This is a genomic window from Rhodococcus sp. SJ-2 (assembly GCF_053750035.1).
Genome location: NZ_CM132340.1, coordinates 702,958 through 728,915, shown reverse-complemented (window position 1 = coordinate 728,915; position 25,958 = coordinate 702,958). Strand labels below are relative to the sequence as shown.

The window sequence follows — 25,958 nt, the reverse complement described above, 5'->3', positions numbered from 1 at the left end:
AGATCGTGGTCAGCCTCCGCGCGGGCGACGCAGCCCGAGGCGCGCCGAGGAACGCCCCGTGGCTGTGAGCATGCGCCGGCCGACGGTGCGGCCGGGCCGCAGCGCGCGGGACTCGGCGCGGATCGCCCGACGTTCGGAGGGCTTGATGTCCCATGTCGCCGGGCGTGCCGCCACCCACCGCTTCGAGCGGATCGCGAAGGGAATGTGCACGAGGTACACGCCCACCAGCACCAGCATCAGGACGAACGGGTAGGTGACCAGCGCTGCCGCACCGGCGGCCACGAGCGCCAGGAGAAGGATCGCGAGACGCGGCGGTACGGATACGGACTTCATCGCGAGGGTCGGGATCCGGCTGACGATCAGGCCGGCGGAGATGAGCGTCCACGCGACGACAAGGGGGAACGAGGTCCACCATCCGTCTCCCCACTGGACGTACGCCGCAATCGGGCTCAACGCGATGATGGCGCCGGCAGGTGACGGCACGCCAACGAAGTATTCGCGGGCGTACGCGGGGACGGAGTCGTCCTCGAGCAGGGTGTTGAAGCGGGCAAGACGCAGAACGATGCTCACCGCGTACAGCAACGCGATGATCCAGCCCAACGCGCTGCCGTCGAGCAACGTCACATACAGCACTAGCGCGGGTGCGACGCCGAATGCGATGGCGTCGGAAAGCGAGTCGAGTTCGGCGCCGATCTTGCTGGTCGCATCGAGCAAGCGCGCGATGCGACCGTCGAGCGCGTCGAGGACCGCGGCGGCGCCGATCATGCCGAGGGCGATGCCGAGTTCCCCGTCGAGCGCGAACTTCACGGCCGACAACCCAGCAGAGAGCGCAAGAATCGTGATCACGCTCGGAAGCAGGCGCACTGCTGCCGGGCGACTTCGGGTCGCGTGGTTGTCGTCCCCTACGGGGACGTTCGGTTTGAGGGGGGTCACAGCACCGGAGCGGACGGAAGCGCAGCAATGACCGTCTCGGCTCCGATCGTGCGCTGACCACGCTCGACGAGCAGCGTGCTGCCCGCGGGCAGATAGGTATCGACGCGGGAACCGAAGCGGATGAGTCCGTACGTGTCGCCGATGGGAACCGTGTCGCCCACCTGTGCGTCGCACACGATGCGCCGGGCAAGCAGACCGGCGATCTGCACGACCCCGACCAGCGCGCCGTCGCGCATCTCGAGCAACATGCTCGTGCGTTCGTTGACTTCACTCGCGTCGGAGAGATCAGCGGAGAGGAACTGCCCGGGGCGGTGTACGACCTTACGGACGATGCCGCCGACGGGGCTGCGCTGTACATGCACGTCGAGCACCGACAGGAAGATGCTCACGCGGGGGAGCGGCTCGGTGCCGAGTCCGAGTTCGGCGGGTGGGACGGCCGTGTCGACGAGCGCGACCTCACCGTCGGCGGGTGCGACTGCGATGCCGGTCCGGTTCGGTGGCACTCGGTGTGGGTGCCGGAAGAAGGTCGCCGTCGCGGCGGCGGAAGCGAGGCCGGCGCGGCGGACCCACTTGCGGTTGCGGCCGAGTGCGGCCACCACCAGGGGTGCAGCGACGAACGGCACGCCACCGGGGTGAAGCGGCGGAATCGCCTTCTTGATCAGGTCGACGACATGTGCTGCACCGCTGGTCGGTGGTGTTCCGACGGGTGTGGGCTTACGTGCCACGGCTCCTCTTCACTCACGTTCATCGGGTTGCCCGGCCGGGCTGCCCCCAGGACACCCGAGAGTACGTGAGTATAGACGCGCGTGGTCAGACGGATGCGCGCCCCTCGGCTTCGTTCTTGATCCGGGCGAGTGTGGAATTCATGCCGACGACCATGTCGTCGTCGAAGTTCTCCTGACCTCCGAGGATGTATTTGATGAGGGTCTGCGAGACCTTACTGGTGCCGGTGGGGGCTTCGCGACGCTGCACGATCCGGGTGCCCGTCGCGGTGGGTTCGAGGACGAACGACCAGATCGAGCGGTTCTCATTGATGCGGAAACGCAATTCGCGACCGGGTTCGAACGTGAGGACCTTCGATGTGGTCGGCCACACGAGCAGACCCTTGCGGTTGATGTTGATCGTCGAGGTTCCTGCGCCGACGCTGCCCCCTCGGATGATCATCTTGCGACACTGAGGGCTCCACTCGCCCATCCGCTGCAGATCCGAGACCACACTCCACACCCGGTTCGGGTCTGCTGCGACGTCGATGGTGGCTTCGAGTGTCTTCGACATGTCTGCTCCTGCTCGGTGTGTGGTACTCGAGGTTACAAAAAATGATCCGGCGTCGATCGTATCCGATGATGTGGTGGCGGTCACCGGGTCAGTCGCAGGAACGCTCCGAGGTCGACGAGTTCGTCGGGTGTCGCCGGGAGATGATCCGTCAATGCACGCGAGCGGATGACGATCGCACACCATTGTCCTCGTGAGAGCGCGACGTTGAGCCGGTTGCGTGAGAGCAGGAACGACATCCCGCGCGGTACGTCCTCGATCGCCGACGCCGTCATCGACATCAGCACCACTGGAGCCTCACGACCCTGGAATTTGTCGACCGTGCCCACATCCACCCGGGTCAGCCCGACGTCGGACAGCCCGGACCGGATCATCGCTACCTGCGCGTTGTACGGTGCGACGACGAGCACATCCTTTTCCTCGATCGGTCTCGGTGCGGTTTCTGTGTCGTCGCGCCACCCGGTGCCCAGCAGTGCCTGCACCCGCCGTATCACCTCGTTGCTCTCCTCGACCGAGCACGTCGCGTTGCCGACATGGTCGACGGTCACCGTGTGCACGCCGGGTGCGAGGCCGTCGAGGGCGCGTGCCGTGGTGTGGCCGGACTGGGACAGCAGCCGCCCGTCGTACGACAGGTCCGACACCCGCGCGCACAGGTCGGGATGCATGCGCCAGGTTCGCGACAGGAAGAACCCACGGTCGGCGGGCAGTGCACCGTGACCTTCGGCGAGCCAGCCGAGGGCCGACTCGTCGGCGGGTTCGGGGTGCGTGCCCTGACTGACCTGAGGCAGTTGTTGCGGATCACCCAGGAGCAGCAGGTTCCGTGCACTGGTGGCGACGGCGACGGTATTGGACAGGCAGAACTGCCCTGCCTCGTCGATGACCAGCAGGTCCAGGCTGCCCGGTGCGATGCAGTTCGTGTTCGTGAAATCCCATGCGGTGCCGCCGACGACATAGCCGTCGTGGAGTCCGTCCAGATATCCCGTCAGGGCCTTGGTGTCCTTCGCGGGTGTCCATGTCGGCTCGGCGGTCCTTGCCTTGGCCTTCGCGACGGCCTCGCCTGGCACGCCCGCCCTGACGATGCCGTCGAGCATGTTCTCGACCACGGAGTGCGACTGCGCGACCACCCCGACCCGCCAGCCATACTCGCGGACGAGTGCGGCGACGACGCGGGATCCCGTGTACGTCTTCCCGGTGCCGGGCGGACCTTGCACGGCGACGTACGAGTCGTCGAGGTCGAGGACGGCAGCAGTGATCGCGGCAGGGAACCCGCCGTCGCCGACCGGAGGGAGCGCGCCGGAACGCGTGCGCGGCGGGGTCCTTCGCAGGATGTCGACGCCGGCCGTGGACGGCAGATCCGGTAATGACGCGCACATGGCGCCCGCCGCCGATTCGATCGCCTTCTCGATGCTGGCCGCCCCGATCGGGGAACCGGGCGTGATCGCCATCGGCAGAGCCGCATATTCGTCGTCGGTCTGCAGCAACTCCTCGATCACGAGCACATCGTGGAAATCGCTGCCGGACCGGCGTTCGAGGATCTTCCCGCCCGACCACGCCCGCGTCCACGGGCCGCCGTCGGGTAGTCCGTGCGGTGCCGGCGCTTCGTACAGTACGAACACAGAATCCCCCGCGCGCACCGTGCTCCCGGTGTCGAAATCACCCGTGACGGCCAGATGCCGCCGGGCCTTGCGCTTGCGCGGCGGCAGGTGCCAGTCGGCCTCGACCGCGACGGAGGTCGCGACGAGCGTGTCGCGGGTGTCGGCCCATTCGTCCACCGGATTCGACAGGCGATCGAAGTGGGCCCACCAGAACGGTTTCCGCTCCCGCCGGTGGTAGCCGAGCGAGGCCGCCATCAATGCTGCGGCCTGCTGGTCGTCGGTGCGCTCGCTCGTTGCCTCACCCGCGAACTCCCAGAGCGTGACCTCTGCGGGGTGCGGTTCGAAGGGGGGCGCGGACTCCTCGTGTGTGACCCCGGTGGTGGCGATACCGTGCTCTGCGGCCCGGTCGAGTAACCAGTTGCGCAGCCGCCACGTCGATGCGCAGTCGTCCTCGTTGTACGACGCGATCGAGTCGAGCAGCTTCGCGGCCTCTTCGGTCCGGTCGGCGTCGCGGAGATCGCAATAGTCCGCATACGCGACTATCGACGCACCGGCATCGAGCACCTCACCCTGCCGCGCCGGCATGTACAGCGGCTCGAGCTTCTTGATGCTGTACGACGACTCGCCTGCCCGAAGAGCAGCGCGCACAATCGGATACAGGTCGACCAGAACGCCGTCGCGGAGCAGGCTGTCGACCTGCTCCTCGCCCACGCCGTGCCGGCCCGCCAGGCGCAGCAGTGCGGACTTCTCGTACGGTGCGTAGTGGTAGACGTGCATCTTCGGGTGCGTTCGGCGGCGCTGTTCGACGTACTCGAGGAAATCGAGCAGTGCGCGTCGTTCCTCGGCGCGCGTATGAGCCCAGAACGGGCGGAACGTCGGATCGGTCGCACTCGGACCCGAACCTGGTCCTTCCAGCACACCGAACAGGTACTCGAGTCCCCAGTCGGGGCCACCGTCCTCGCACCACAGCGGGTCGCCCTCGAAGTCGAAGAAGATGTCTCCGTCGTCCGGCTCGGGCAGTGCGGCAAGGGAACCCGGTTCGTAGACGTCGACGACCGGTTCGCCGGTCTGCTCCTGCCGCAGCTGTACCTGCGCTTGTGCACGCAGTGCGGCATATGTGCGATGAGACATTCCCGGCACGGGCGCTTCCCGCGTGCAGAGATCGTCGATCGTCGTGACGCCGCCGGCGATCAGGCGGGCGCGCTGTATGGACCGCATGCCCGCGACCAGCAGCAGATCGCGGTGGGCGGCCACCTGAGGTTCGCACGTGTCGCAGCGGCCGCACGCAGTGTGCCCCGCGTCGGCCCAGCCCACGGGAAGTCCAGAGTCGTGATGGCCGTCGACCAGGCGCTGCAGATGAAGCCGGCGCTGCGAGTAGACGGGAGCGATGTCGGCGAGGGGGTACGACGAGGTCGTGCCGTCGCCGAGGATTAGGTGTGCGTGCGGCGCGACCGGGACTCCGGTGTGTGCGAGGGCATCGGCGTAGGCGGCGAGCTGCAGGAGCGCTTCGACTTTCGCGTGCCGCGCGAGTTTCGTATCGTACACGGCGTACGTGTCGCCCGTGCGGACGAGGAAATCGCAGAAGCCCACGAACCGGCCGTCGAAGAACGTGCCCTGGTGGATGACGTCGGCACCCGATCGAGCGGCCTCGATCGTGGCGCGGGCAGCAGCGTCGTAGCCCTCGCGGGTGTGATCGGGGCGGGCGAGCTGCACGACACCGTCGCCGAATTCGGCACGGTACCGGTCCAGGACGCGTTGCTCGTGGGCGCCACCGAGACGGGCGGTGCGATCGAGCATCGGATCGTCGACGGCAGTGGGTCGTGGCCCGCGACCGAGGACGGCGTCGACCGTGCTGAGAAGTGAGAACTCGCACCGGGCGGCATCGGCCAGATCGCGCGAGCTGTAGACCAGCACATCGTCGAGCAGAAACATCGGCGCCGCCTCCCGCGTGGTGTCGTTGCCCGACTATGGCAGACGCGGGTGACAGCTGACGGCTACCTCGCGGACGGAGTTACCAACGCCGATGCGAGGTCGCTGCGAGCGGTGCGAGCGGTCGTGTCCGTGGGAGCGGTGCGCAGCGGAGCTGTCCCCGGTGCGCGATCGAGTGGGCGCGCATGGCCTCCCGGTGCGCGATCGAGTGGGCGCGCATCGCCTCCCGGCGGGCGAGCATTGCTGCCCGGGCGGCGTCTCGTCGTGGGTCGTGTGCGCGCGAGGAGCATCCGCCTCCTTCGATTCCGAGTACGGTCCGGCCGAGGAGTACCAGGCCCCACGGGCCGATGACCCACAGCGGCCACGGGTAGACCATCGATGCCGTCCCGAGTGACACCAAGGCCCAGACCAGCACGTTGATCGCGCTTACGCCGAGCCACGCAGTCCACTCGATCCTCTGATGGACGGGGAGTCGTCGACGAGCACGTGCTGTGGTCGGCGCTGGAGGAGCGGACTGCGGAAGGTCGGTGAACTGCGCGCGCGCCTCGTCGACGCTCGTCGATGCGTAGACGGCCGAGGCACGGGTGTCGAACTCGTCGATGGTGAGGCGTCCGGTGCCGACGTGCTGTGCAAGTTCGTCGACGAACTGCTCGCGTTCGGAATCGGAGATCCTCTCGGAATCGGGAATGTAGGGGTTCTCGGTGGCCATGGGGGTCTTCCTCCAGCGGAGATTTCCTGCCCTGAAGAGCTTCCATTGTGGAACGTCGTTGCTTCCATGATGGATATGACACAGTGGAATGTCAACGGTTTTCCGGATGGCAGGATGAAGGGAGCGCGTGATGGCCGGACGTCCGCTCAACGCGACCGCAGCGTCGCTACTGGGTTTTCTGCACGAGGGCCCGAAGACGGGCTGGGACCTGGTGACCACCGCGCAGGAGCGCATCGGCAAGTTCTGGTCGCTCACCACCAGCCAGGTGTATCGCGAACTTGCCGCGATGGAACGAGACGGCCTGATCGTGCCCGGTGAGAAAGGCCCGCGCGATCGCAAGCCCTACACCCTCACCGACGCAGGAGCGCAGGCGTTCGCCGAATGGATCGATCGCGACCCGGGACCGGAGAACATCCGGCATCCCCTGCTTCTCACCGTCGCCTTCGCCGATCACCTGCGTCCGGAACGGCTCGCAGAGATACTCGCGCATTACCGCGCAGCGCACGAGAAACAGCTCGCCGGTTACGAAGACCTCGTCGCAGACGACGGGCTACCGGACTTCTCGGCCGCCACCGTCGAGTTCGGTATCGCGTACGAGCGCGCAGTGCTCACATGGCTGGACGGCATGGACCAGCGCCTCGCGAACAAGCGGTAACCGTCACCGCAGAGGATCGAAATGCCGTAGCAACGGGTCGGTGTCACCTGTCATCGCATCCGCGAGGAACCGGCCGGTCAGCGGTCCGAGCGCGACACCCCACATACCGTGACCGCCCGCAACGAACACGCGCGGTGATCGGGTGCCACCGATCAGCGGCAACCCGTCCGCCGTGCACGGCCTCGAACCGACCCATTCCTCACTCCGGCCGGCCCAGTCGACGTCGCGCAGGAGCGGGCGGGTCGTATCGACGATCGCGCGGACCCGTCGTGGATCGAGCGGTGCGTCGGGACTGCGGAACTCCATCATCCCGGCGATGCGGAGCCGATCGCGCAAGGGAGTGCAGGCCACCCGCTGCACCGGGAAATACACGGGATTCTTGGGTAGTTCGTCGGGCACGACACTGAAGCTGTACCCCCGGCCTGCCTGAACGAGGGTGCGCACACCGAATTCATGCGCCAGCGCGTTCAGCCGCGCTCCCGTCGCAAGGACCACCGCATCGACGGACACGGCGTCCCCGCTCGCGGAGATCACGTCGACCACGCCGTTGCCGGGGTCTCGTACGTCGGTGACATCGAAACCGGTGAGGATCCGACCGCCGCGTGCGCGCACCGCATCGGCGAGGGCGGCGACGAATCGAGGTGGATCGATGAATCGCTGGCCGCGGATCCGCAACCCCGCGCGCACTTTGTCGCCGAGCAGAGGCTCCAGCGAGTGCACTGCGTCGGCATCGAGGATGTCGTAGTCGACTTCGCCCCCTGTGGCCTGTACGTGATCGAATTCTTCGAGGAGGTGGTCGCGGTCGGTCTCCGCGATGAACGCCGCGAGGAAGGGGTCGGCGTCGCGGGTGTGTTCGGCAACGCCTCCGGCCGCGAGATCGTCGTAAGCCTGCAGTGCAACCCTGTTGGCCTGGCCGAACACCTCGAGCGCCGCCATCTGATGACGTGTGGTGCAGTGCCGCGCGAAGTCCGCGAGGAAGCGGATCAGCTTGAAGTCGAGCGTCGGCGGCACGTATACCGGTGACGACGGCGTGAGCATTGCTCGCAGCCCGTACCTCAGGATCGACGGCTCGGGTAGCGGCAGGGTAAGGGCGGGCGCGAGCCAACCTGCGTTGCCCCACGACGCGCGTTCGGTCGCCTCAGTGGCGTCCGATGCGACGCCTGCCCGGTCGACGACGGTGACCGCCACACCTCGGTCCTGCAGAAACCATGCGGTGGACAGCCCCACGATGCCGGCACCTGCCACGGCCACTCGACGAATCGTCATGACCAACTCCTGTCGATGCAGAGGTACGTCCCTCCATCATGGCTCTATCGGGGGCTTCTGCACGCGTGTCGCGGGCCGTCCTAATATTCGAGGGGGAAATCTGCTTGTCGAAGGGGACAGTGAGTTGAGTACACACGTCGAACAGCGCGAATTCCAGGCCGAGGCGCGCCAGCTGCTGGATCTGATGATCCACTCGATCTACTCCAACAAGGACACCTTCCTGCGTGAGTTGATCTCCAATGCGTCCGACGCGCTGGACAAACTCCGCCTGGAATCGTTCCAGAACAAGGACCTGAACGTCGATACGTCCGATCTGCACATCGAACTCGATGTCGACAAGGACGCCCGCACCCTGACCATCCGCGACAACGGCATCGGCATGTCGCGCGACGAGGTCGTCGAGCTGATCGGAACCCTCGCGAGGTCTGGCACCGGGGAGCTGCGAAAGAAACTTCGTGAGGCCAAGGACGCCGCGGCATCGGAGGAACTGATCGGCCAGTTCGGCATCGGTTTCTACTCGGCGTTCATGGTGGCCGACAAGGTCACGCTCGTCACCCACAAGCCGGGGCAGGACGTCGGAACCCGGTGGGAGTCGAGCGGCGAATCCACCTACACGATCGAAGACGTCGAAGACGCGCCGCAGGGAACATCGGTCACCCTGCATCTCAAGCCAGAGGATGCCGACGATCATCTTTTCGACTACACCTCGCAGTGGAAACTCGAGGAGATCGTCAAGAAGTACTCCGACTTCATCGCGTGGCCCATCCGCATGGAGGTTTCCCGGACCACCAAGGGCGAGGACGGCACCGACGAGGTCACCTTCGAGACCAAGACCCTCAACTCGCAGAAGGCCCTGTGGGCACGCTCGCGCGACGAGGTGTCCGACGACGAGTACCACGAGTTCTACAAGCACGTCGCCCACGCGTGGGACGAACCGCTCGAGATCATCCCGATGCGCGCCGAGGGAACCTTCGAGTATCAAGCGCTGCTGTTCATTCCGTCGCATGCGCCGTTCGACCTGTTCGCCCGCGAACGCAAGACGGGCATCCAGCTCTACGTCAAGCGCGTGTTCATCATGGACGACTGCGAAGACCTCATCCCCGAGTACCTGCGCTTCGTCAAGGGTGTCGTCGATGCGCAGGACCTGTCGCTCAACGTCTCCCGGGAGATCCTGCAGCAGGACCGCCAGATCCGGGCCATCCGTCGTCGTCTCACGAAGAAGGTCCTGTCCACCGTCAAGGACATGGCGAGCCAGGACGCCGACAAATACCGGACCTTCTGGAACGAGTTCGGACGCGTCCTCAAGGAAGGTCTGATCTCCGACACCGACAACCGCGACACGTTGCTCGCGATCTCGTCGTTCGACTCCACGGCGAGCGCCGACGAGCAGACCACGCTCGCCGGATACGTCGAGCGCATGAAGGACGGCCAGGACGAGATCTACTACATCACCGGCGAGTCCCGTCAGCTGCTGGAGAGCTCCCCGCACATGGAGGCATTCACGGCAAAGGGAATCGAGGTGCTGTTGCTGACCGACCCCGTCGACGAGATGTGGGTGACCTCGGTACCCGAGTTCGAGGGCAAGGCGTTCCGGTCGGTGGCGAAGGGCGAGGTCGATCTCGACACCGAGGACGAGAAGAAGGCGGCCGAAGCCGAACGTGAGGAGCAGGAGAAAGAGTTCGGTGATCTCCTGACGTGGATGAAGAGCAGCCTCGACGAGTACGTCAAGGAGGTGCGTCTGTCGTCCCGCCTGACGACGTCGCCTGCGTGCATCGTGGGCGACACTTTCAGCATGTCGCCTGCGCTCGAGCGCATGTACAAGGCGTCGGGCCAGCCGGTGCCGCAGACCAAGCGAATCCTCGAGCTGAATCCCGGTCACCCTCTGGTTTCGGGGTTGCGCACGGCGCACGGCGGTAATCCGGACGATCCGGCTCTCGCCGAGACCGCGGAGTTGCTGTACGGGATGGCCTTGATCGCCGAGGGCGGCGAGGTCGACGATCCCGCACGCTTCACTCATCTGCTCGCAGACCGGCTCGCCCGCACGGTCTGAAGCAGGCTCTCTCCGGGCGATAGGCTCGGGGGTATGAGTGACGTGGCGGGAGTGCTGTTCGACATCGAGGGCGTGATCGTGACGTCGTGGGAACCGGTCCCGGGCGCCGCCGACGTCCTCGCGGGTCTCCGGGAAGACGGTGTGGCGCGAGCCTTCCTGACCAATACCACGTCACGGACGTGTGCCGAGATCGCTGCAACGCTCAGCGATCTCGGCATGCCCGTGGAGCCGAGCGAGATCGTCACCGCCGCATCGCTCACGGCCGAGTATCTGAAGCAGACCTATCCGGGGCGCCGGTGCTGGGTGCTCAACGACGGCAATGTCGATGCCGACCTAGAGGGGGTCGAACGGGACGACGACGAGCCTGAGGTGGTGGTGCTCGGCGGTGCGGGGGAGGTGTTCACGCATCGGACGTTGAGTCGTGTTGCCGAGTTGATGCTCGACGGTGTACCCGTCGTTGCGATGCACCGCGCGGCGAGCTGGCAGGGAACCGACGGGCTGCATCTCGATACGGGTGCTTACCTTGCCGGGTTGGAGGAGCTCAGCGGTCAGTCGGTGGTGGCGGTGGGGAAGCCATCGATGCAGGGTTTCCTTGCAGCTGCGGACATCATGGATGTCGACCCGTCCCGCATGGTCGTGGTCGGTGACGATCTGTACGGCGAGGTGCTTCCCGGGCAGCGGCTCGGAATGACAGGAGTGCTGGTGCGTACGGGAAAATTCCGGCAGTCCGTGCTCGAGCTCGCCCTCGACCGGCCCGACCACGTTCTCGACTCGGTCGCCGATCTTCCGGAGCTGCTTCGAGCGGTGTGATCGGGCTCTCGCGTGCTGCACCTCACGCCCGGTACCCTGCGCGCGGGGGCTTTCTCCCTCCTTCTTCCAGCGCAGAGGAGCACTTCTTGTCCATTCGTTCTCTCCGGTCCGTCCTTTCCGGTCGTCGTGTTGCGCAGGCCTTCGCAGCGGTTGCAGTCGGGGCAGCATCGTTTGCCTTGGTGGGCACGGGTACGGCGTCGGCCGCGCCGGTGACGTGCGTGTCGCCGCCGTCCGAGAATCAGATCCTGGTGTCGGATACGGCGAGCTGTGGTGCGACGACCACCGGTGAGGGTTTTGCGCGGGCGTCGGCAGCCGACAGCGGCACTGCGGTGTCGGTCGCCGAGTCCGCGGGTACGGCCGAGTCCCAGGCAACCGGGTTCGGTACTGCACTCAGCGCAGCGCGTGACGGTGGGCGGTCGTACGCGTTCGCGCTCGGCGGCGGCCTGAGTCATTCGTGGGCGCAGGGTCCGGCGACGACTTTGTCGGTGGCGGGCTGGGGTTCGGGAGCGACGGCGGACACGACCGGTGTCACCTGCGTCGGTGCCCAGTCGTTCGCTGTCAACACCGCCACGGGGCAGTGGTGTGCCGTGGGGGTCGGCTCTACACGTCGCTAGTCGCTGCAGCGTCGTCAGTTGATGCGTGTAGAAAACTTCTGCACCGCGACGAGGGTGGTCGAGTGCCGGTAACCTTGCACTCGCCACCCTCGAGTGCTAAAAATGCAGTTGGCACTCGCAATGAGGGAGTGCCAGGTCGGGAGGGTGAGACCGGGAAATATCGACACCCCTGGTCGTCCGTCGCGGGCACTGATTCCGACCGAATGCACAACAACGGGGCGTCCCGACGAGCGGCCGTCCTAGGTGTCACCCCGATATCCGGAGGATCACTTCGCAATGGCCAAGATCATCGCGTTCGACGAAGAGGCCCGTCGCGGCCTCGAGCGTGGCCTGAACAGCCTCGCCGACGCAGTCAAGGTGACGTTGGGCCCCAAGGGTCGCAACGTCGTGCTCGAGAAGAAGTGGGGCGCGCCCACGATCACCAACGATGGTGTGTCCATCGCCAAGGAGATCGAGCTCGAGGATCCGTACGAGAAGATCGGCGCCGAGCTGGTCAAGGAAGTTGCCAAGAAGACCGACGACGTCGCGGGCGACGGCACCACCACCGCCACCGTTCTCGCTCAGGCGCTCGTGCGTGAGGGCCTGCGCAACGTCGCTGCCGGCGCCAACCCGCTGGGTCTGAAGCGCGGCATCGAGAAGGCCGTCGAGGCCGTCACCGCCAAGCTGCTCGACACCGCCAAGGAAGTCGAGACCAAGGAGCAGATCGCTGCGACCGCCGGTATCTCCGCTGGCGACCCCGCGATCGGTGAGCTCATCGCCGAGGCCATCGACAAGGTGGGCAAGGAAGGTGTCATCACCGTCGAGGAGTCGAACACCTTCGGCCTCCAGCTCGAGCTGACCGAGGGCATGCGCTTCGACAAGGGCTACATCTCCCTCTACTTTGCTACGGACGCCGAGCGCCAGGAAGCCGTCCTCGAGGACGCGTACATCCTGCTCGTCAGCTCCAAGATCTCGACGGTCAAGGACCTGCTGCCGCTCCTGGAGAAGGTCATCCAGTCGGGCAAGCCGCTCGTCATCATCGCCGAGGACGTCGAGGGTGAGGCTCTGTCCACCCTCGTCCTGAACAAGATTCGCGGCACCTTCAAGTCCGTCGCCGTCAAGGCTCCGGGCTTCGGCGACCGTCGCAAGGCTCAGCTCGCCGACATCGCCATCCTCACCGGTGGCGAGGTCGTCAGCGAAGAGGTCGGCCTTTCCCTGGAGACCGCAGGCCTCGAGCTGCTCGGCCAGGCCCGCAAGGTCGTCGTCACCAAGGACGAGACCACCATCGTCGAGGGCGCGGGCGATCCCGACGCCATCGCAGGCCGCGTCAACCAGATCCGCGCCGAGATCGAGGCATCGGATTCGGATTACGACCGCGAGAAGCTGCAGGAGCGCCTGGCCAAGCTGGCCGGCGGCGTTGCAGTCATCAAGGCAGGCGCTGCGACCGAGGTGGAGCTCAAGGAGCGTAAGCACCGCATCGAAGATGCCGTGCGCAACGCCAAGGCTGCTGTCGAAGAGGGCATCGTCGCCGGCGGTGGCGTGGCCCTGCTGCAGGCCGCCCCGGTTCTCGACGACCTCAAGCTCGAGGGCGACGAGGCCACGGGTGCCAACATCGTCAAGGTCGCCCTCGAGGCTCCGCTGAAGCAGATCGCGTTCAACGCAGGCCTCGAGCCGGGCGTCGTCGCGGAGAAGGTTCGTAACCTGCCCGCAGGTAGCGGCCTCAACGCTGCCACCGGCGATTACGAGGACCTCCTCGAAGCCGGCATCAACGACCCGGTCAAGGTCACCCGCTCGGCGCTGCAGAACGCCGCATCCATCGCGGCTCTGTTCCTGACCACCGAGGCCGTTGTGGCCGACAAGCCGGAGAAGGCCGCCGCTCCCATGGCCGACCCGACCGGTGGTATGGGCGGCATGGACTTCTGATCCGGTCCTGACTGCTCCACCCGAGCTGCACAGCGAGGCCCGATCCCACTTCGGTGGGGTCGGGCCTCGCTGCATGTTCGAAGCGTGGTTTGTGTTGCATACCAAGATCTTGACCTTCTCGTGACCTTCACATCGGAATCGTGTAAGAACGATGGTGTTATTCGGGGCTGGTCGGGGAGCGCCGCCGGGGCGAGCGTTGGACTCGCCGTGGGACGGGACGGTTTTTCGAGGGGTGTGGGTCTTTTGTCGATGTGGTTTCGGCGTGCGTGTGGTGTCGTGACGGTCGGATTGGCGGCTGCGGTGTGTGTGCCCGCAGGGGTATCGGCCGAGCCGGTTCCGGGGTCGCCGACAGTGGGGGAGCGGATCTCGGCACTTTCGCACATCGAGGTGGAGAACGACCGTACTGTCATTGCGCACGTGTATTCGGCGTCGATGGATACCGTCGTGCCGCTCCGGGTGCGGTTGCCTGCCGACACCAGTGAGCCGCGACCGACGCTGTATCTGCTCAACGGGTCCGGTGGTGGCGAGGGTGTTGCCACATGGGACGAACAGACGGATGTCGACGAGTTCTTCGCCGACAAGAACGTCAATGTGGTGATTCCGCTGGGCGGACGCTACAGCTATTACACCGATTGGGAGCGGGACGACCCAGAGCTCGGCAGGAACAAGTGGACGACGTTCCTCACCGAGGAGTTGCCGCCCATCATCGATGAGCAGTTCGAAACCACCGGGGCCAATGCGATTGCGGGTCTGTCGATGTCGGGTACATCGGTGCTCGGCCTGGCAACAGCCGCGCCCGAGTTGTATCGCGCTGTCGGTGCGTACAGTGGTTGCGCCGAAACGAGCACACCGGTGGGGCAGGCCTACGTTCAGGCGGTGGTGCGGGTCAAGGGAGGAGACCCCGAGAACATGTGGGGGCCGGTCGGCGGGCCGGGGTGGATCGAGAACGATCCGTACCTCAATGCGGAAAAGCTCCGAGGGATCGAGTTGTACGTGTCGGCGGCGACGGGTCTGCCGGGTGAACACGATCACTTCGGTTCGAGGTCGATCAACTACGACCCCCTCGGTCTGGTGGGTCAGCTCGTCGTGGGCGGGACCATCGAAGCGGCCGTCCATCACTGCACGACGCGCCTCTCGGATCGGCTGGAGGAGTTGGAGATTCCCGCGCACTTCGAATGGAGGAATGGTACGCACTCGTGGGATTACTGGGAGGACGATCTGCACAAGTCGTGGCCCATGATGGCGGCAGCCATCGGGTTGTGACGGTGGCGGCAGCCATCGGGTTGTGACGGTGGCGGCAGCCATCGGGTTGTGACAGTGGTGTCGTGCCTTCGGTGACGCCGGCTCCGATGAGTCGGCCCTCCTTGCACGGTGTCCGCAACTCGGATTCCGAAATTTTGACCGTTTCGTGACCGTTGGGTGGTTTTCTGGTGTAGAAATGGTTTCATCCCGGCCGGGGAGGCCTTGAGATCGAGGTTTGTCCGGCCGGTTTCCAAGACTCGGGAGGCGGTCGGGTGGTGTCGTTCCGGCGGGCTTGCGTGGCATTGTCCGTGGTCGCTCTGACGTCGATTCCCTCTGCCCTGTGGGTGAATGTAGCTGCTGCGCAGACGGTGTCGGGGCTGTCCCGCATCGAGGTCGAGAACGATCGCACGATCGTCGCGCACGTCTATTCGGCGGCGATGGACCGTGTCGTCCCTCTGCGGGTGCGGACGGCGGCGGATGTGAGCATCCCGAGACCTACGCTGTATCTCCTCAACGGAGCCGGAGGTGGGGAAGGGCAGGCCACGTGGGATGCCCGAACTGACATCGACGAGTTCTTCGCCGATAAGAATGTCAATGTCGTCACGCCGTTGGATGGTTCTTTCACTTATTACACCGATTGGGAGCAGGACGACCCCGCGCTGGGCAGGAACAAGTGGACGACGTTCCTCACCCAGGAGCTGCCGCCGATCATCGATACGACCTTCGGTGCCTCGGGTGTCAATGCGATAGCAGGATTGTCGATGTCGGGTACGTCGGTGTTGAGTCTTGCGATCGCTGCGCCTGAGCTGTACGAGGCCGTGGGTGCGTACAGCGGGTGTGCCGAAACGAGTACGGAGCTGGGGCAGCTCTATGTACGTACCGTTGTCGAGAGTCGGGGGGACGCAGACGTCGAGAACATGTGGGGTCCGCTCGATGGGCCGGGATGGGCCGCGAACGATCCGTACGTCAACGCGGAGAAGTTGCGGGGCATCGAACTGTATGTCTCGTCGGCGACGGGCTTGCCCGGTCCGCATGAGAACTTGGGCGCGAGGTCGGTCGACGGGGATCCGGGTCTTCTTCTGAACCAGATCGTCGTCGGGGGTGTCATCGAGGCTGCGGTGAACGACTGTACGCACCGTTTGGCTTCTCGTCTCGATGAACTCGGTATTCCTGCCACCTTCGAGTTCCGGACGCGGGGAACGCATTCCTGGGACTATTGGCAGGATGACCTGCACACTTCCTGGCCGATGATTGCGAGTTCTATCGGTTTGTGACAAGGATGCCGACCGCCCCTGGCCCAGGGGCGGTCGGCATCCTGCCGTCATCAATGAATGCTGTTGTGTTGCAACAGTATCAGTACGAAAGATTTCAAAGATCTTCCAACGCAATAACACTGTCGGGGACTGAGACCGTGTCGTAATGTGAGTTACGGCACGATGCGATCTCGAAGTGCGTGCCGTATCAGCTCGACCGTCCCGGCGTAGGAGGATCAATGGGTAGCACCACCATCACCGAAATCATCGTCTTCATCTTCTCTCTGCTGTCGCAGAGTGCAGAGTTCCTCAGCTGAATCTGTTGATATCCAGGTAATTCCGATGTCCGGAGGTATGAGACCTCCGGCGAAGCACAGGAGGAAAGATGGGCAGCATCACCGCAGGTCTCGAAGTGATCAACCAGCTCGTCGGGTTGCTGCTGGCGATCGGGCCGGCGCTCCTCACCGGCTCGCTGTAGCCCTGAGTGTTCGAACGCCGTGGGTCTCGGATCGAGATCCACGGCGTTCACTGTCTCACTCCGGAATCAGCATCCAGAGCGCGAGATAGATCAAGATGGCGGTGCCGCCGGTGATGAAGGTGGCGACAACAGCAGCAGCCCGGACGATGTTGACGTCGATGCCGAAGTATTCAGCGATCCCTCCGCAGACACCAGCAAGCATGCGAGACGTGGTCGAGCGGGTGAAGATGCGGGGTTCGTTGCTTTCGAAGGACATAGGTTGATCGTGCCTTTCGTCGTGCGTGCGCACATCAGGTGGTGCCCCGATCTTCACCCTGATCTTCTTCTCGGGGTGCAGCCGGCGGGTTGGTGCGAGCAGCGTGTGGCAGTGCCGAGAACTCGTCCATTCATTCGGGCACGAGCATCCAGAGCGCCACGTACAGCAGGACGGCGGTACCACCGGTGACGAACGCTGCAAGTACGGCGCCGGCTCGTACGAGGTTGGTGTCGATGCCGAAGTATTCCGCGATTCCGCCGCACACGCCACCGAGCATGCGCTGTGAGGTGGAGCGGGTGAAAGGTCGCGGTGCATTGTTGTCGTAGGTCATGACGAGATCATTCTCCCTGTCGAATGTGTGTCGAGCCGAGCGGCTGAGGTCCGGTGCGTATTGAATGACGCTGGATGTCAGCGGCATACGATGGTCAGTCCGATGCCGCGCCAGACTTTCGTTTCTTTACGATCCCAGTTGCCGGTGCTGGAGTTGTAAGTTGATTCGGTCTCCGTCCGGTAGCCACGGTCGCGCTGCTCAGTTACCGCGCAGGTGCCCGCGATGTTCCCCGAGCGGTTGGTGACCGAGTACGGCGTACCGGTGGCGGAGAGCGTCGAGGCGGCTACGTGCTCCTCCATCCCGACGACGTTGGGAGCGGATTCTGCTGCAGCAACACCTGTTCCGATCGTCAGTGCTGCGGCGCCGGTGAGCAGTGCGGTCATGATCGTCTTACGCATGGGGACTCTCCCGAAGTCTGTGAGGCTCGCTGAATCGATGTATCGATCGTGCGCCACAGACCACGTCGGGCACATCGGGGACAGACCCCCGTCTGTACCCTGAACCTTCTTTCAGGGTTTTCTGCGACGACACCCGCACGGGGTTGTCCCCGTGCGGGTGTCTGCGAAATGATGCGGGGCAGCTGTCAGGCAGCTCTGCGTTTGGCCAGTGTCTTCTTGAAGACGATATAGGGCAGCAACAAGCGGGCGATCAGTGCGACAGCCCAGACGATCACGGTAGCGAGGATCCAGGTCGTGAGGCCGTCGATCCGGAGGCCGTCGCTCAAAATCGCGGTGACGATGAGCGCGAGTAGTGTCGAGATCAGCGCGCTGCTCCCGATGAGCACCGGGGTCTTCGTCATCGCAACCTGACGGATCAGGGGGTCGAGAAGGACCGTGGCCACGGTGAAGATCACCACGGCGATGACGAACGCGAACGAGCTGAGCGTCATGCCGGGCAGGACCCACGCGCCGACGATCAAGGCAATCGCATTGGCGATCAACGCAACAACTGTGGTGGCAAGCAGCCTGATCATGGTGTCAGGGTATCTCCGCTCGGCCGGCTGCGGCGGTATTACAGTGCAGAGTCCCGCCGCACTGCAGAGCGTCCGGCCATGGCACCATCGGGGCCATGGCCGATCGGAAACGCGTCGCACTCGCTCTCGGTAGCGGGGGTGCCCGAGGTTACGCCCACATCGGAGCCATCCAGGTCCTGGAGGAGCGCGGCTTCGAGATCGTCGGTATCGCGGGGTCGTCGATGGGCGCGCTTGTCGGCGGTGTCCGTGCTGCGGGAAAGCTCGATGAATACACCCAGTGGGCGGAGAGTCTGTCCCAGCTCGATGTTGTCCGGTTGTTGGACGTGTCCGTCACGTCTCCGGGGGTCATCCACGCAGAGAAGGTTCTCAACAAAGTGCGCGATCTCATCGGAGACGTCGTCATCGAAGACCTTCCGATCCCGTTCACCGCTGTGGCAACCGACCTGGCGGCGGGCCGCCCGGTGTGGTTCCAGCGGGGACCTGTCGACGTCGCAATCCGCGCGTCGATCGCGATACCCGGTGTCATCACCCCGTATGTTCTCAACGGCCGCGTCCTCACCGACGGCGGCACACTCGCTCCGCTACCGGTGGCCCCGACAGTCGGTGTCCCGTCAGATCTGACGATCGGGGTGAGCCTCGGAGCCGAAGAACGCGGTCGTACACACGCGCCGGAGAACGCGAGTGCGGAACCGCGTCCCGCGGAAGAATGGGTCGGACGCTTCCGGCGGTCGGCGTCGCTGCTGCTCGACAGTGACATCGTCCGTTCGGTCGTCGGCAGGTTCGGTACGGGAGCGACCGACGAAGAGTTCGGCCGTGACGATCTCCACCCCGAGTCCCCCGACGGCGCCGCCTCCGAAATCCACGTCGGCCATGGGGAAGCCGCAGCGCCGAAGTTCAGTCGGGTCGCAGTGATGAACCGTTCGCTCGACATCATGCAGTCCGCTCTCGCTCGCCACCAGCTTGCGGCCTATCCGCCGGACGTGCTGGTCGAAGTCCCCCGCACGGCTTGCCGCAGTCTCGATTTCCACAAGGCTGTCGAGATGATCGCCCTCGGTCGGGAGCTCACCGAGACCGCGCTCGACGCTGCGGGGCTCGGAACCGCCGCATCTCGGTCTGCTGACCAGGACGGTGATTCGGGCCTAGTCTGAGTTGGTGGAGACCGTACCGATCCAGCTTCCAGATGGCACGACAACCGCGGTGCGCTTGTTTCCGGGGCCGGCTCACGAACATGAGAGCCGGCTCGACTCGTCGCGGGCGGTGGTGGCGATCGTTCCGGGCCTCGGTATCTCCGCGGGGTACTACGAACCGTTCGCGCATGCCCTCGCCGAACGCGGATTCGATGCGGCGATCTGCGAACTCGCAGGTCAGGGCGATAGTCGTCCCAGACCAGGGCCCGACAGCGCGTACGGTTACCAGGAGATCGTCGCAGTGCACTTCCCCGCGATGTTCGAGGTGGTGCGCGAACGATTCCCCGATTCGACGCCATTCCTGCTCGGGCACTCGATGGGCGGTCAGTTGGGTGTGATGTACGCAGCGCGTAGTCGTGGTCGCCTCGGTGGGCTGGTGCTCGTGGCCTCCGGAACCCCGTACTACCGCCAATTCCCCGGGGTACACGCCCCCCGCCTCCTGCTCGGCTCGACGGCGATGTCGCTCACCGCGAGCGTCGCCGGATTCTGGCCCGGCGACCGGTTGGGCGTCGCGGGTTTCGGACGGCAGTCGCGTCCCCTGATCTCCGACTGGGCGAGGCTGGCGCGCAGTGGCCGATTCGAGCCGGCCGGTGCCGACATCGACTACGAGGAGCGTCTCGCCCTGCTGGACCTTCCGGTTCTGTCGGTCACCGTCGAGGGGGACGACATGACCCTGGTGATGTCGGCACGCCACCTGGTGGAAAAGTTGCCTGCGGCCGATGTCACCACGTGGCACCTGGAACGAGCACTCGGTCACAACGGCTGGATCCGTGACAACGACGATACGATCGAGCGGATCGTCGCCTGGCTGCGCGACCGGTGACCGACGGTGTGGATCCGAGCCCGGAACCGAGCTCGGATCCACTTCTTGCTAGAGCACTTCTGTCAGGAACGTGAAGGTCAGCGCAGATTTGAACGCTGCCTGCGCGTTGTCTGCGGCACCACCGTGCCCGCCCTCGATGTTCTCGTAATACCAGACTTCGTGGCCCTGCTCCTCGAGGAGCGCCACCATCTTGCGGGCATGCCCGGGATGCACACGGTCGTCACGCGTGGACGTCGTGATCAGGATCGGCGGGTATGTCGCATCGGGATCCGTGTTCTGATACGGCGAATATTCGGACAGGAAAGTCCACTCGTCCGGGTTGTCGGGGTCGCCGTACTCCGCCATCCACGAGGCGCCGGCGAGCAGCAGATGATAGCGCTTCATGTCGAGCAGTGGGACCTGGCACACGATGGCGCCGAACAGCTGCGGATAGCGGGTGAGCATTACACCCATCAGCAGGCCGCCGTTGCTGCCTCCCTGGATCCCCAGTTGCTCTGTAGTCGTGATTCCCCGCGCGACCAGGTCTTTGGCGACCGCGGCGAAATCCTCGAATACCTTGTGACGGTTCTCTTTCAGGGCCTGGGTGTGCCATGTGGGGCCGTACTCTCCACCTCCGCGAATGTTCGCGATCACATAGGTGTTTCCGCGTTCGAGCCATGCCCGCCCCACACCGCCGCTGTACGCCGGGACCATCGAGTTCTCGAATCCGCCGTACCCGTACAGCAGGGTCGGGGATGCCGTATCGGTGTTGCTACCGACGACGAAATAGGGGACCTGCGTTCCGTCGTCGGACGTCGCGAAATGTTGTGTGACGGTGACGTCGTCGGAGTCGAAGAAGGACGGCGCCTGCTTGATCGGCTCGAGTGCTTGTCCGACCGTGCCGGAGAGGAGGGTAGCGGGGGTCGTGAAACCACTGGAGTTGAGGAAGAATTCGTCGCCCTCGCGCGGATCGACGTCGATGATGGCCGTGGAGGTCGCGTCGGGCAATCCCTCGAGTTCCTCGTCGGTCCATCCGTCGGGTCCGGGCGTGAGGACACGCATGCGGGTCTGGACATCGCGCAGGGTCACCATCAGCAGATGGTTCTGCGTCCAGGTGTACTGCTCGAGAGAAGTGTGTTCGTCGGGTGTGAACAGCACCGTCATCTCGCGCGAACCGTCGAGGAACGAGGGGTAGTCGGCCGCGAGCAGGGAACCGGCGGGGTGCCCGAGCCACTCGGATCGGGGTCGGACGAGCATGTGGTTGCGGTACACGCTCACCCGCGCGTCGTCGGGGACATCGAGCTTGATCAGGGTGCCGTCGGGCTTCAGTTCGTACTGGTATGCGGCGTGGAAGTCGATGGCGCGGTCGACGAAGCTGCGTTCGTACCCGGGAGTGTTGTCGTATCCGGCGCCCACGGCGACGTCGGTGGTCTCGCCCTCGAACACGGTCTCGGCGTCGGCGATCGGTGTGCCGCGGCGCCAGCGTTTCGCAATCCTCGGGTATCCCGAATCGGTGAGGGAGCCGTCGCCGAAGTCGGTTCCGACGAAGACGGCGTCGACATCGATCCAGCTGATGTCGGTTTTCGCTTCGGGGAGTTCGAAGCTGTCGGCACCCGAAACGAACCGTCGTGTGACCAGATCGAACTCGCGGATCACAGTTGCATCGGTACCGCCCCGCGACAGGCTGATGAGCGCGCGGTTCTGGTCAGGACGGAGAACCTGAGCACCCGACCACACCCAGTTCTCGTTCTCGTCGGCGGCCACCGCGTCGAGGTCGACGAGGACATCCCACTCCGGATTGTCGAGGACGTACTGGTCGAGAGTGGTGCGTCGCCACAGTCCGCGCACGTGCTCGGCATCGCGCCAGTAGTTGTAGAGATACTCGCCGCGACGTCGCGCGTAGGGGATGCGCGCGTCGGTATCGAGGATCTCCCGGATCCGGGATTCCAGCGTCGTGAAATCGTCGGTGCGGGTGTACGCATCGACCGTGCGGTCGTTACGTGCGCGCACCCAGTCGAGTTGCTTTTCGCCGGTGACGTCCTCGAGCCAGAGGTAGGGGTCGGTGGTATCGCTCATGCCCTATTTCTACCTGGACCGGAGCGGTGGGGTGCCGACGGTGGGGCCCCGTGAATGGGTCGACGGTACGCTCGCGGCCGTGCAGCTCACCCCTTCCGACGCGCAGATGTACTGGCTCGCGGAGCGGATCCGCAGTGATCAGTTCCTGCTGTACTGCTTCGCAGGTGACGCCGACGCCGATGCGGTGCGTGTCGCGGTTCGGCGACGTGTCGCGGGGGTGGGGGAACTCCGGTGCAGGATCCGCGAAGTTCCGAAGAACCTCGACTACCCGTATTGGGAGCCGAGGGAGTACGGCGACGACCTGGTGGTCGAGCACGTCTTGACCGACCACACGTGGGCCGAGCTTCAGAAACGCTTGGGGTCGCTGGTGGCCACCTCGATCGACGCGCGGACGAGCCCGTGGCGGGTGCACGTCTTCACCGGTGTGCGCGACGCTCCTCGCTGTGACGGGACCGCCGTTGTTGTGGTGTTTCAGGTGTCGCACGCTTTCGCCGACGGGGCTCGGGCGACGGAACTGGTGCGCGCATTGTTCGGCACCGAGGAACCACCGCGCTCGTCGGCTCCGGACGCTGTCTCGATGTCCTTGATGCTGGCACGATCCTTCCGGTTCCCGGTCCAGTTCGCGCGACTCGTCGCGGCAGGCCGCCGAGCCGCCGCTGCTGATCGAGGGTTGACGGACGCAACTGCCGCAGGAGAGATTCCCGAGCCGGCCGCGGGGCGTCCCCTCGTCGGTATCAATACCGCCCCCGGCGACGAGCGGGCCGTGCGCATGGTGGTGTGCCCCGTCGAGGAACTCCGCGGAACCGGCGTCACCGTCACCGTGGCGGCGCTGACTGCGATCTCCGTCGCCCTGTCCCGCTTCCTGGTGTTGCGCGGTGAGACGGTGCCGGATCGGCTCGGCGCCGAGGTCACCATCGCGGTCGACGCGACAGGGGTGTCGCGCAACAACTACCGCAACGCCGGTGTCGACCTGTTCGTGACCGAACCTGATCTGTCCGCGCGGGCCGCGCTGATCGCTGACGACATCGCCGATCGCCGCGCACGACTGTCGAGCCCGCTGTTGGCGCAACGTGATTCGGCGAAGGAGTTCGTTCCCGCGCCGCTGCTGAAGTTCGGGATCGATCGGTACCCTTTGGGCGAGGTTCCCGAGACCGTCACAGGGAACACGGTGGTATCGAGCGTGAACCGCGGCCGTGCCGACCTCGAACTCGCGGGTGCCCCGGTCGTGTTCAGCGCCGGATTTCCGGGGTTGTCACCGGTGATGACACTGACGCACGGTGTGTACGGCCTCGGCGACACCGTCACGATCGGTATCAACTCGAGCCCCCGTGCGGTGCCCGATGTCGACGAGTACGAGTCGATGCTGCGGGAGGCGATCATCGAGGTTCGGGTCGCACTCGGTGGGTGACCGAGACATACGCACGCTCGGAAGACACGCGCACCTTGTCGGCACGGTGTTCCTATCCGTGCGAGTCGCGGCTCTGTGGTGTCTTCCGGCGTCGCGCGTCCTCGTGCGCGCGGCGGAGAAGATCGCCGGCGGTGGCCGACGTCCGGGCACCGGGGTTGACGATCGCAATCCACCCCTGAGCTCGATAGACCGGATGGGGAAGGACGGTGTCGGCGGCACTGAAGTCCACCGCGGATTCCGTTGCCCGTGGTTCCTCGCCGGTGAGTTCGGTAAGCCTCGCCCGGCCGACGTGGATGTTCAGTCTCCACCGGTCCGGCGAATCCAGCTCGGACTCGGTGTCGCCGGGATAGTCCTTCGTCACGATCGTCGCGAACGGCTGCCCGCGCTGGGGGACCTGCCCGTCGGGGGCGTAATAGAAGAAATGATCGCCCCACGCGACCTCGGGGAACTCACTGCCTTCGGCGGGTGCGAGCTCGAGAATCCCTTCGAAGCCGCGCACCGTCTCGAGAATCTGCTCCATACTCATACTTCAAGTGTGTAGTTGAAGTGCTTATGGAGGGTTTCGGCAATGGCGCGTGGCGAGGTGGTCGACCTGGGCACCGCCGCTGTCGCCGAGGCCACGTGCTATTCGGTACAGCAGATCCGAGACCTCGAAGCACACGGCGTCATCGACCCTGCACCCAGGAGGCACAACGGATACCGGGTGTTCTCCGCGCGACACGTTCGCGACCTGCACGCCTACCGCGACCTCGCAGTGGCCGTCGGTCCGGTGGAGGCGCGGAGAGTGATGCGTGAGATCCGCTTCCTCGCGCCGTCCGATGCGCCTGCCCCGGTGGCATTGCTCCACGTCGAACTCGCTCGCGAGCGAGATCAGGCACTCGAAGCACGGCGGGCCCTCCTCCTCATCCGCACGGAGGCGGAGATCGACGTCGAGCCCACCGAGAGCGACACCATGACGATCACCGAACTCGCCGACGCCCTCGGTGTTCGTACCTCGACGCTACGTTTCTGGGAGAAAGAGCGGCTCGTGACGCCACAGCGGGTGGTCACGAACGCGGGGTCCGCCCGCCGCTACCCGCTCGCGGCGATCCGCGAGGCTCGTATCGTCGCGGCGTTGCGTGCCGCCGGCTATCGCATACCCGACGTCCACAGAGCCCTCACCGATCTTCGCGACCTCCAGGACATCGACGTGTCGCTGACGGCGCTGGACTCGAGGATCGACGACATCGCAGCGCGAACACTTGCGCTGCTGCGTGCCGGAGCCGTCCTTGCCGAGATCATCTCCCATCGATGAGCGGGCCGGGTCCACATGTTGTACTGGTCCGCACGCAGTGAAGGGGGACACATGGGTATCTATGTAGTGACCGGGGCGGCATCCGGGATGGGCAAGGCGAGCGCCGAGCGATTGCGCGCGAAGGGACACACGGTCATCGGGGTCGACCGATCGGACGCCGACGTCGTCGCGGATCTGTCGACGCCGCAGGGTCGCTCCACGGCGATCCGGCAGACGCTCGAGCTTGCCGGCGGACGCCTCGATGGCGCCGTGCTCGCCGCCGGGCTGGGACCCGTGGCAGGAAAGGAAGCGGTGATCGCCCAGGTCAACGTGCGAGGTGTGATAGATCTGCTCGTCGGCTGGCGACCCGCCCTCGCCGCGACCGGCAACAGCAAAGCGGTGGTGTTCGGATCGAACTCGACGACGGCGACTCCCGGTGTGCCGAACTCTGCGGTGAAGGCCTTTCTCGCCGGAGACCTCGACAAGGGTGTCAAGCGTGCAGGACGCATCTCCGCTGCGGCAGCCCCGTTCACGTACGCGGCGACGAAGATCGCGGTTACCCGGTGGGCTCGTCGTATCGCGGTCACCGACGACTGGGCCGGTTCCGGGATTCGTCTCAACGTCATTGCACCGGGCGCAATTTCGACACCATTGCTGGAAACGCAGCTGGCCGGTCCGCAAGCGAAGCGGGTCGAGGGCTTTCCAGTACCGATCGGTGGTTTCGGTGACGCCGAGCAGATCGCCGAGTGGGTCGAGTTCATGCTTTCCCGCGCAGCAGATTTCATGGTGGGAAGTATCGTGACGGTGGACGGCGGAACCGAGGCGTACTTCCGCTCGGATGACTGGCCCGTTGCCGTTCCGCTCAGCGGAGTTCCCGGGTACATTCTGCAGATGTTCCGGTTCCGTCCTTGACACAATCGCGTACCGGCCTGCATCAACCGATC

The 25,958-nt window shown here is 65.3% G+C and carries 24 protein-coding genes; 12 read left to right on the top strand and 12 right to left on the bottom strand.

Annotated features, from left to right (window positions below; genetic code table 11):
* Positions 1-9: 9 nt before the first annotated feature.
* The 5 genes from ACSYG9_RS03445 to ACSYG9_RS03425 all read right to left on the bottom strand — a co-directional run bounded on the left by ACSYG9_RS03445 (position 10) and on the right by ACSYG9_RS03425 (position 6,438).
* Positions 10-933, bottom strand: a complete 924-nt coding sequence (locus ACSYG9_RS03445; protein ID WP_454841163.1) for a CDP-alcohol phosphatidyltransferase family protein — start codon at positions 931-933, stop codon at positions 10-12.
* On the bottom strand, positions 930-1,658 hold the full coding sequence (locus ACSYG9_RS03440) for a phosphatidylserine decarboxylase (RefSeq protein WP_440125821.1): 729 nt from the start codon (positions 1,656-1,658) through the stop codon (positions 930-932). The genes ACSYG9_RS03445 and ACSYG9_RS03440 overlap by 4 nt, the downstream gene beginning before the upstream one ends.
* An 85-nt stretch (positions 1,659-1,743) precedes the next feature.
* On the bottom strand, positions 1,744-2,208 hold the full coding sequence (locus ACSYG9_RS03435) for an SRPBCC family protein (RefSeq protein WP_440125820.1): 465 nt from the start codon (positions 2,206-2,208) through the stop codon (positions 1,744-1,746).
* An 80-nt stretch (positions 2,209-2,288) separates the two neighbouring features.
* Complete coding sequence (locus tag ACSYG9_RS03430) at positions 2,289-5,732, bottom strand: TM0106 family RecB-like putative nuclease (protein ID WP_454841162.1); 3,444 nt, start codon at positions 5,730-5,732, stop codon at positions 2,289-2,291.
* A gap of 79 nt (positions 5,733-5,811) precedes the next feature.
* Positions 5,812-6,438 (bottom strand): DUF1707 SHOCT-like domain-containing protein, encoded by a 627-nt coding sequence (locus ACSYG9_RS03425; protein WP_440125818.1) that lies wholly within the window; start codon positions 6,436-6,438, stop codon positions 5,812-5,814.
* Positions 6,439-6,568: 130 nt separating this feature from the next.
* Here ACSYG9_RS03425 and ACSYG9_RS03420 point away from each other — a divergent pair, with 130 nt between their 5' ends.
* A complete protein-coding gene (locus tag ACSYG9_RS03420) occupies positions 6,569-7,093 on the top strand; it encodes a helix-turn-helix transcriptional regulator (protein ID WP_440125817.1) in 525 nt (174 codons plus the stop codon).
* Between the two features lie 3 nt (positions 7,094-7,096).
* Here the strand turns inward: ACSYG9_RS03420 and ACSYG9_RS03415 are convergent, their stop codons facing one another.
* A complete protein-coding gene (locus ACSYG9_RS03415; RefSeq protein WP_440125816.1) occupies positions 7,097-8,359 on the bottom strand; it encodes an FAD-dependent oxidoreductase in 1,263 nt (420 codons plus the stop codon).
* A gap of 124 nt (positions 8,360-8,483) precedes the next feature.
* On the opposite strand from ACSYG9_RS03415, the gene htpG reads away from it, so the two are divergent.
* The 6 genes from htpG (at position 8,484) to ACSYG9_RS03385 (ending at position 16,251) form a co-directional block, all read left to right on the top strand.
* Positions 8,484-10,409, top strand: a complete 1,926-nt coding sequence (gene htpG, locus ACSYG9_RS03410) for a molecular chaperone HtpG (RefSeq protein ID WP_440125815.1) — start codon at positions 8,484-8,486, stop codon at positions 10,407-10,409.
* Positions 10,410-10,442: 33 nt separating this feature from the next.
* Complete coding sequence (locus ACSYG9_RS03405) at positions 10,443-11,219, top strand: HAD-IIA family hydrolase (protein ID WP_440125814.1); 777 nt, start codon at positions 10,443-10,445, stop codon at positions 11,217-11,219.
* A gap of 86 nt (positions 11,220-11,305) precedes the next feature.
* A complete protein-coding gene (locus ACSYG9_RS03400) occupies positions 11,306-11,833 on the top strand; it encodes a DUF6764 family protein (RefSeq protein ID WP_440125813.1) in 528 nt (175 codons plus the stop codon).
* Between the two features lie 276 nt (positions 11,834-12,109).
* Entirely contained in the window at positions 12,110-13,735 is a 1,626-nt protein-coding gene (groL, locus tag ACSYG9_RS03395) for a chaperonin GroEL (protein ID WP_169686940.1), read from the top strand.
* A gap of 249 nt (positions 13,736-13,984) precedes the next feature.
* The gene (locus ACSYG9_RS03390) at positions 13,985-14,998 is read left to right on the top strand and encodes an alpha/beta hydrolase (RefSeq protein ID WP_454841160.1); all 1,014 of its coding nucleotides are present in this window, start codon (positions 13,985-13,987) and stop codon (positions 14,996-14,998) included.
* Between the two features lie 296 nt (positions 14,999-15,294).
* Positions 15,295-16,251 carry an alpha/beta hydrolase-fold protein gene (locus ACSYG9_RS03385; protein WP_440127517.1) on the top strand — a complete coding sequence of 319 codons (957 nt, stop codon included), beginning with the start codon at positions 15,295-15,297 and terminating at the stop codon, positions 16,249-16,251.
* Between the two features lie 512 nt (positions 16,252-16,763).
* Here ACSYG9_RS03385 and ACSYG9_RS03380 read toward each other — a convergent pair.
* From ACSYG9_RS03380 to ACSYG9_RS03365, 4 genes are all read right to left on the bottom strand, one after another.
* Positions 16,764-16,964 carry a PspC domain-containing protein gene (locus ACSYG9_RS03380; protein ID WP_440125811.1) on the bottom strand — a complete coding sequence of 67 codons (201 nt, stop codon included), beginning with the start codon at positions 16,962-16,964 and terminating at the stop codon, positions 16,764-16,766.
* Between the two features lie 130 nt (positions 16,965-17,094).
* Positions 17,095-17,295: a PspC domain-containing protein gene (locus tag ACSYG9_RS03375; RefSeq protein ID WP_440125810.1), complete on the bottom strand. Its 201-nt coding sequence runs from the start codon at positions 17,293-17,295 to the stop codon at positions 17,095-17,097.
* Positions 17,296-17,372: 77 nt separating this feature from the next.
* Entirely contained in the window at positions 17,373-17,693 is a 321-nt protein-coding gene (locus tag ACSYG9_RS03370; protein WP_440125809.1) for a hypothetical protein, read from the bottom strand.
* 185 nt (positions 17,694-17,878) lie between these two features.
* A complete protein-coding gene (locus ACSYG9_RS03365) occupies positions 17,879-18,268 on the bottom strand; it encodes a phage holin family protein (protein WP_440125808.1) in 390 nt (129 codons plus the stop codon).
* A 95-nt stretch (positions 18,269-18,363) separates the two neighbouring features.
* Here ACSYG9_RS03365 and ACSYG9_RS03360 point away from each other — a divergent pair, with 95 nt between their 5' ends.
* Positions 18,364-19,416, top strand: a complete 1,053-nt coding sequence (locus tag ACSYG9_RS03360) for a patatin-like phospholipase family protein (protein ID WP_440125807.1) — start codon at positions 18,364-18,366, stop codon at positions 19,414-19,416.
* 4 nt (positions 19,417-19,420) lie between these two features.
* The gene (locus tag ACSYG9_RS03355; protein ID WP_454841159.1) at positions 19,421-20,278 is read left to right on the top strand and encodes an alpha/beta hydrolase family protein; all 858 of its coding nucleotides are present in this window, start codon (positions 19,421-19,423) and stop codon (positions 20,276-20,278) included.
* A gap of 48 nt (positions 20,279-20,326) precedes the next feature.
* Here ACSYG9_RS03355 and ACSYG9_RS03350 read toward each other — a convergent pair whose 3' ends face one another.
* Positions 20,327-22,333, bottom strand: a complete 2,007-nt coding sequence (locus ACSYG9_RS03350) for a prolyl oligopeptidase family serine peptidase (protein ID WP_454841157.1) — start codon at positions 22,331-22,333, stop codon at positions 20,327-20,329.
* Here ACSYG9_RS03350 and ACSYG9_RS03345 point away from each other — a divergent pair.
* The gene (locus ACSYG9_RS03345) at positions 22,332-23,741 is read left to right on the top strand and encodes a wax ester/triacylglycerol synthase domain-containing protein (RefSeq protein WP_454841156.1); all 1,410 of its coding nucleotides are present in this window, start codon (positions 22,332-22,334) and stop codon (positions 23,739-23,741) included. The two genes, ACSYG9_RS03350 and ACSYG9_RS03345, sit on opposite strands and share 2 nt — an antisense overlap.
* 52 nt (positions 23,742-23,793) lie before the next feature.
* On the opposite strand, the gene ACSYG9_RS03340 is transcribed toward ACSYG9_RS03345, so the two are convergent.
* Positions 23,794-24,267 carry a DUF6194 family protein gene (locus ACSYG9_RS03340; RefSeq protein ID WP_440125803.1) on the bottom strand — a complete coding sequence of 158 codons (474 nt, stop codon included), beginning with the start codon at positions 24,265-24,267 and terminating at the stop codon, positions 23,794-23,796.
* A 42-nt stretch (positions 24,268-24,309) separates the two neighbouring features.
* Here ACSYG9_RS03340 and ACSYG9_RS03335 point away from each other — a divergent pair, with 42 nt between their 5' ends.
* Both ACSYG9_RS03335 and ACSYG9_RS03330 read left to right on the top strand, forming a co-directional pair.
* Positions 24,310-25,035: a MerR family transcriptional regulator gene (locus ACSYG9_RS03335; RefSeq protein ID WP_440125802.1), complete on the top strand. Its 726-nt coding sequence runs from the start codon at positions 24,310-24,312 to the stop codon at positions 25,033-25,035.
* A 51-nt stretch (positions 25,036-25,086) separates the two neighbouring features.
* Entirely contained in the window at positions 25,087-25,926 is an 840-nt protein-coding gene (locus ACSYG9_RS03330; protein ID WP_440125801.1) for an SDR family oxidoreductase, read from the top strand.
* Positions 25,927-25,958 lie beyond the last annotated feature (32 nt).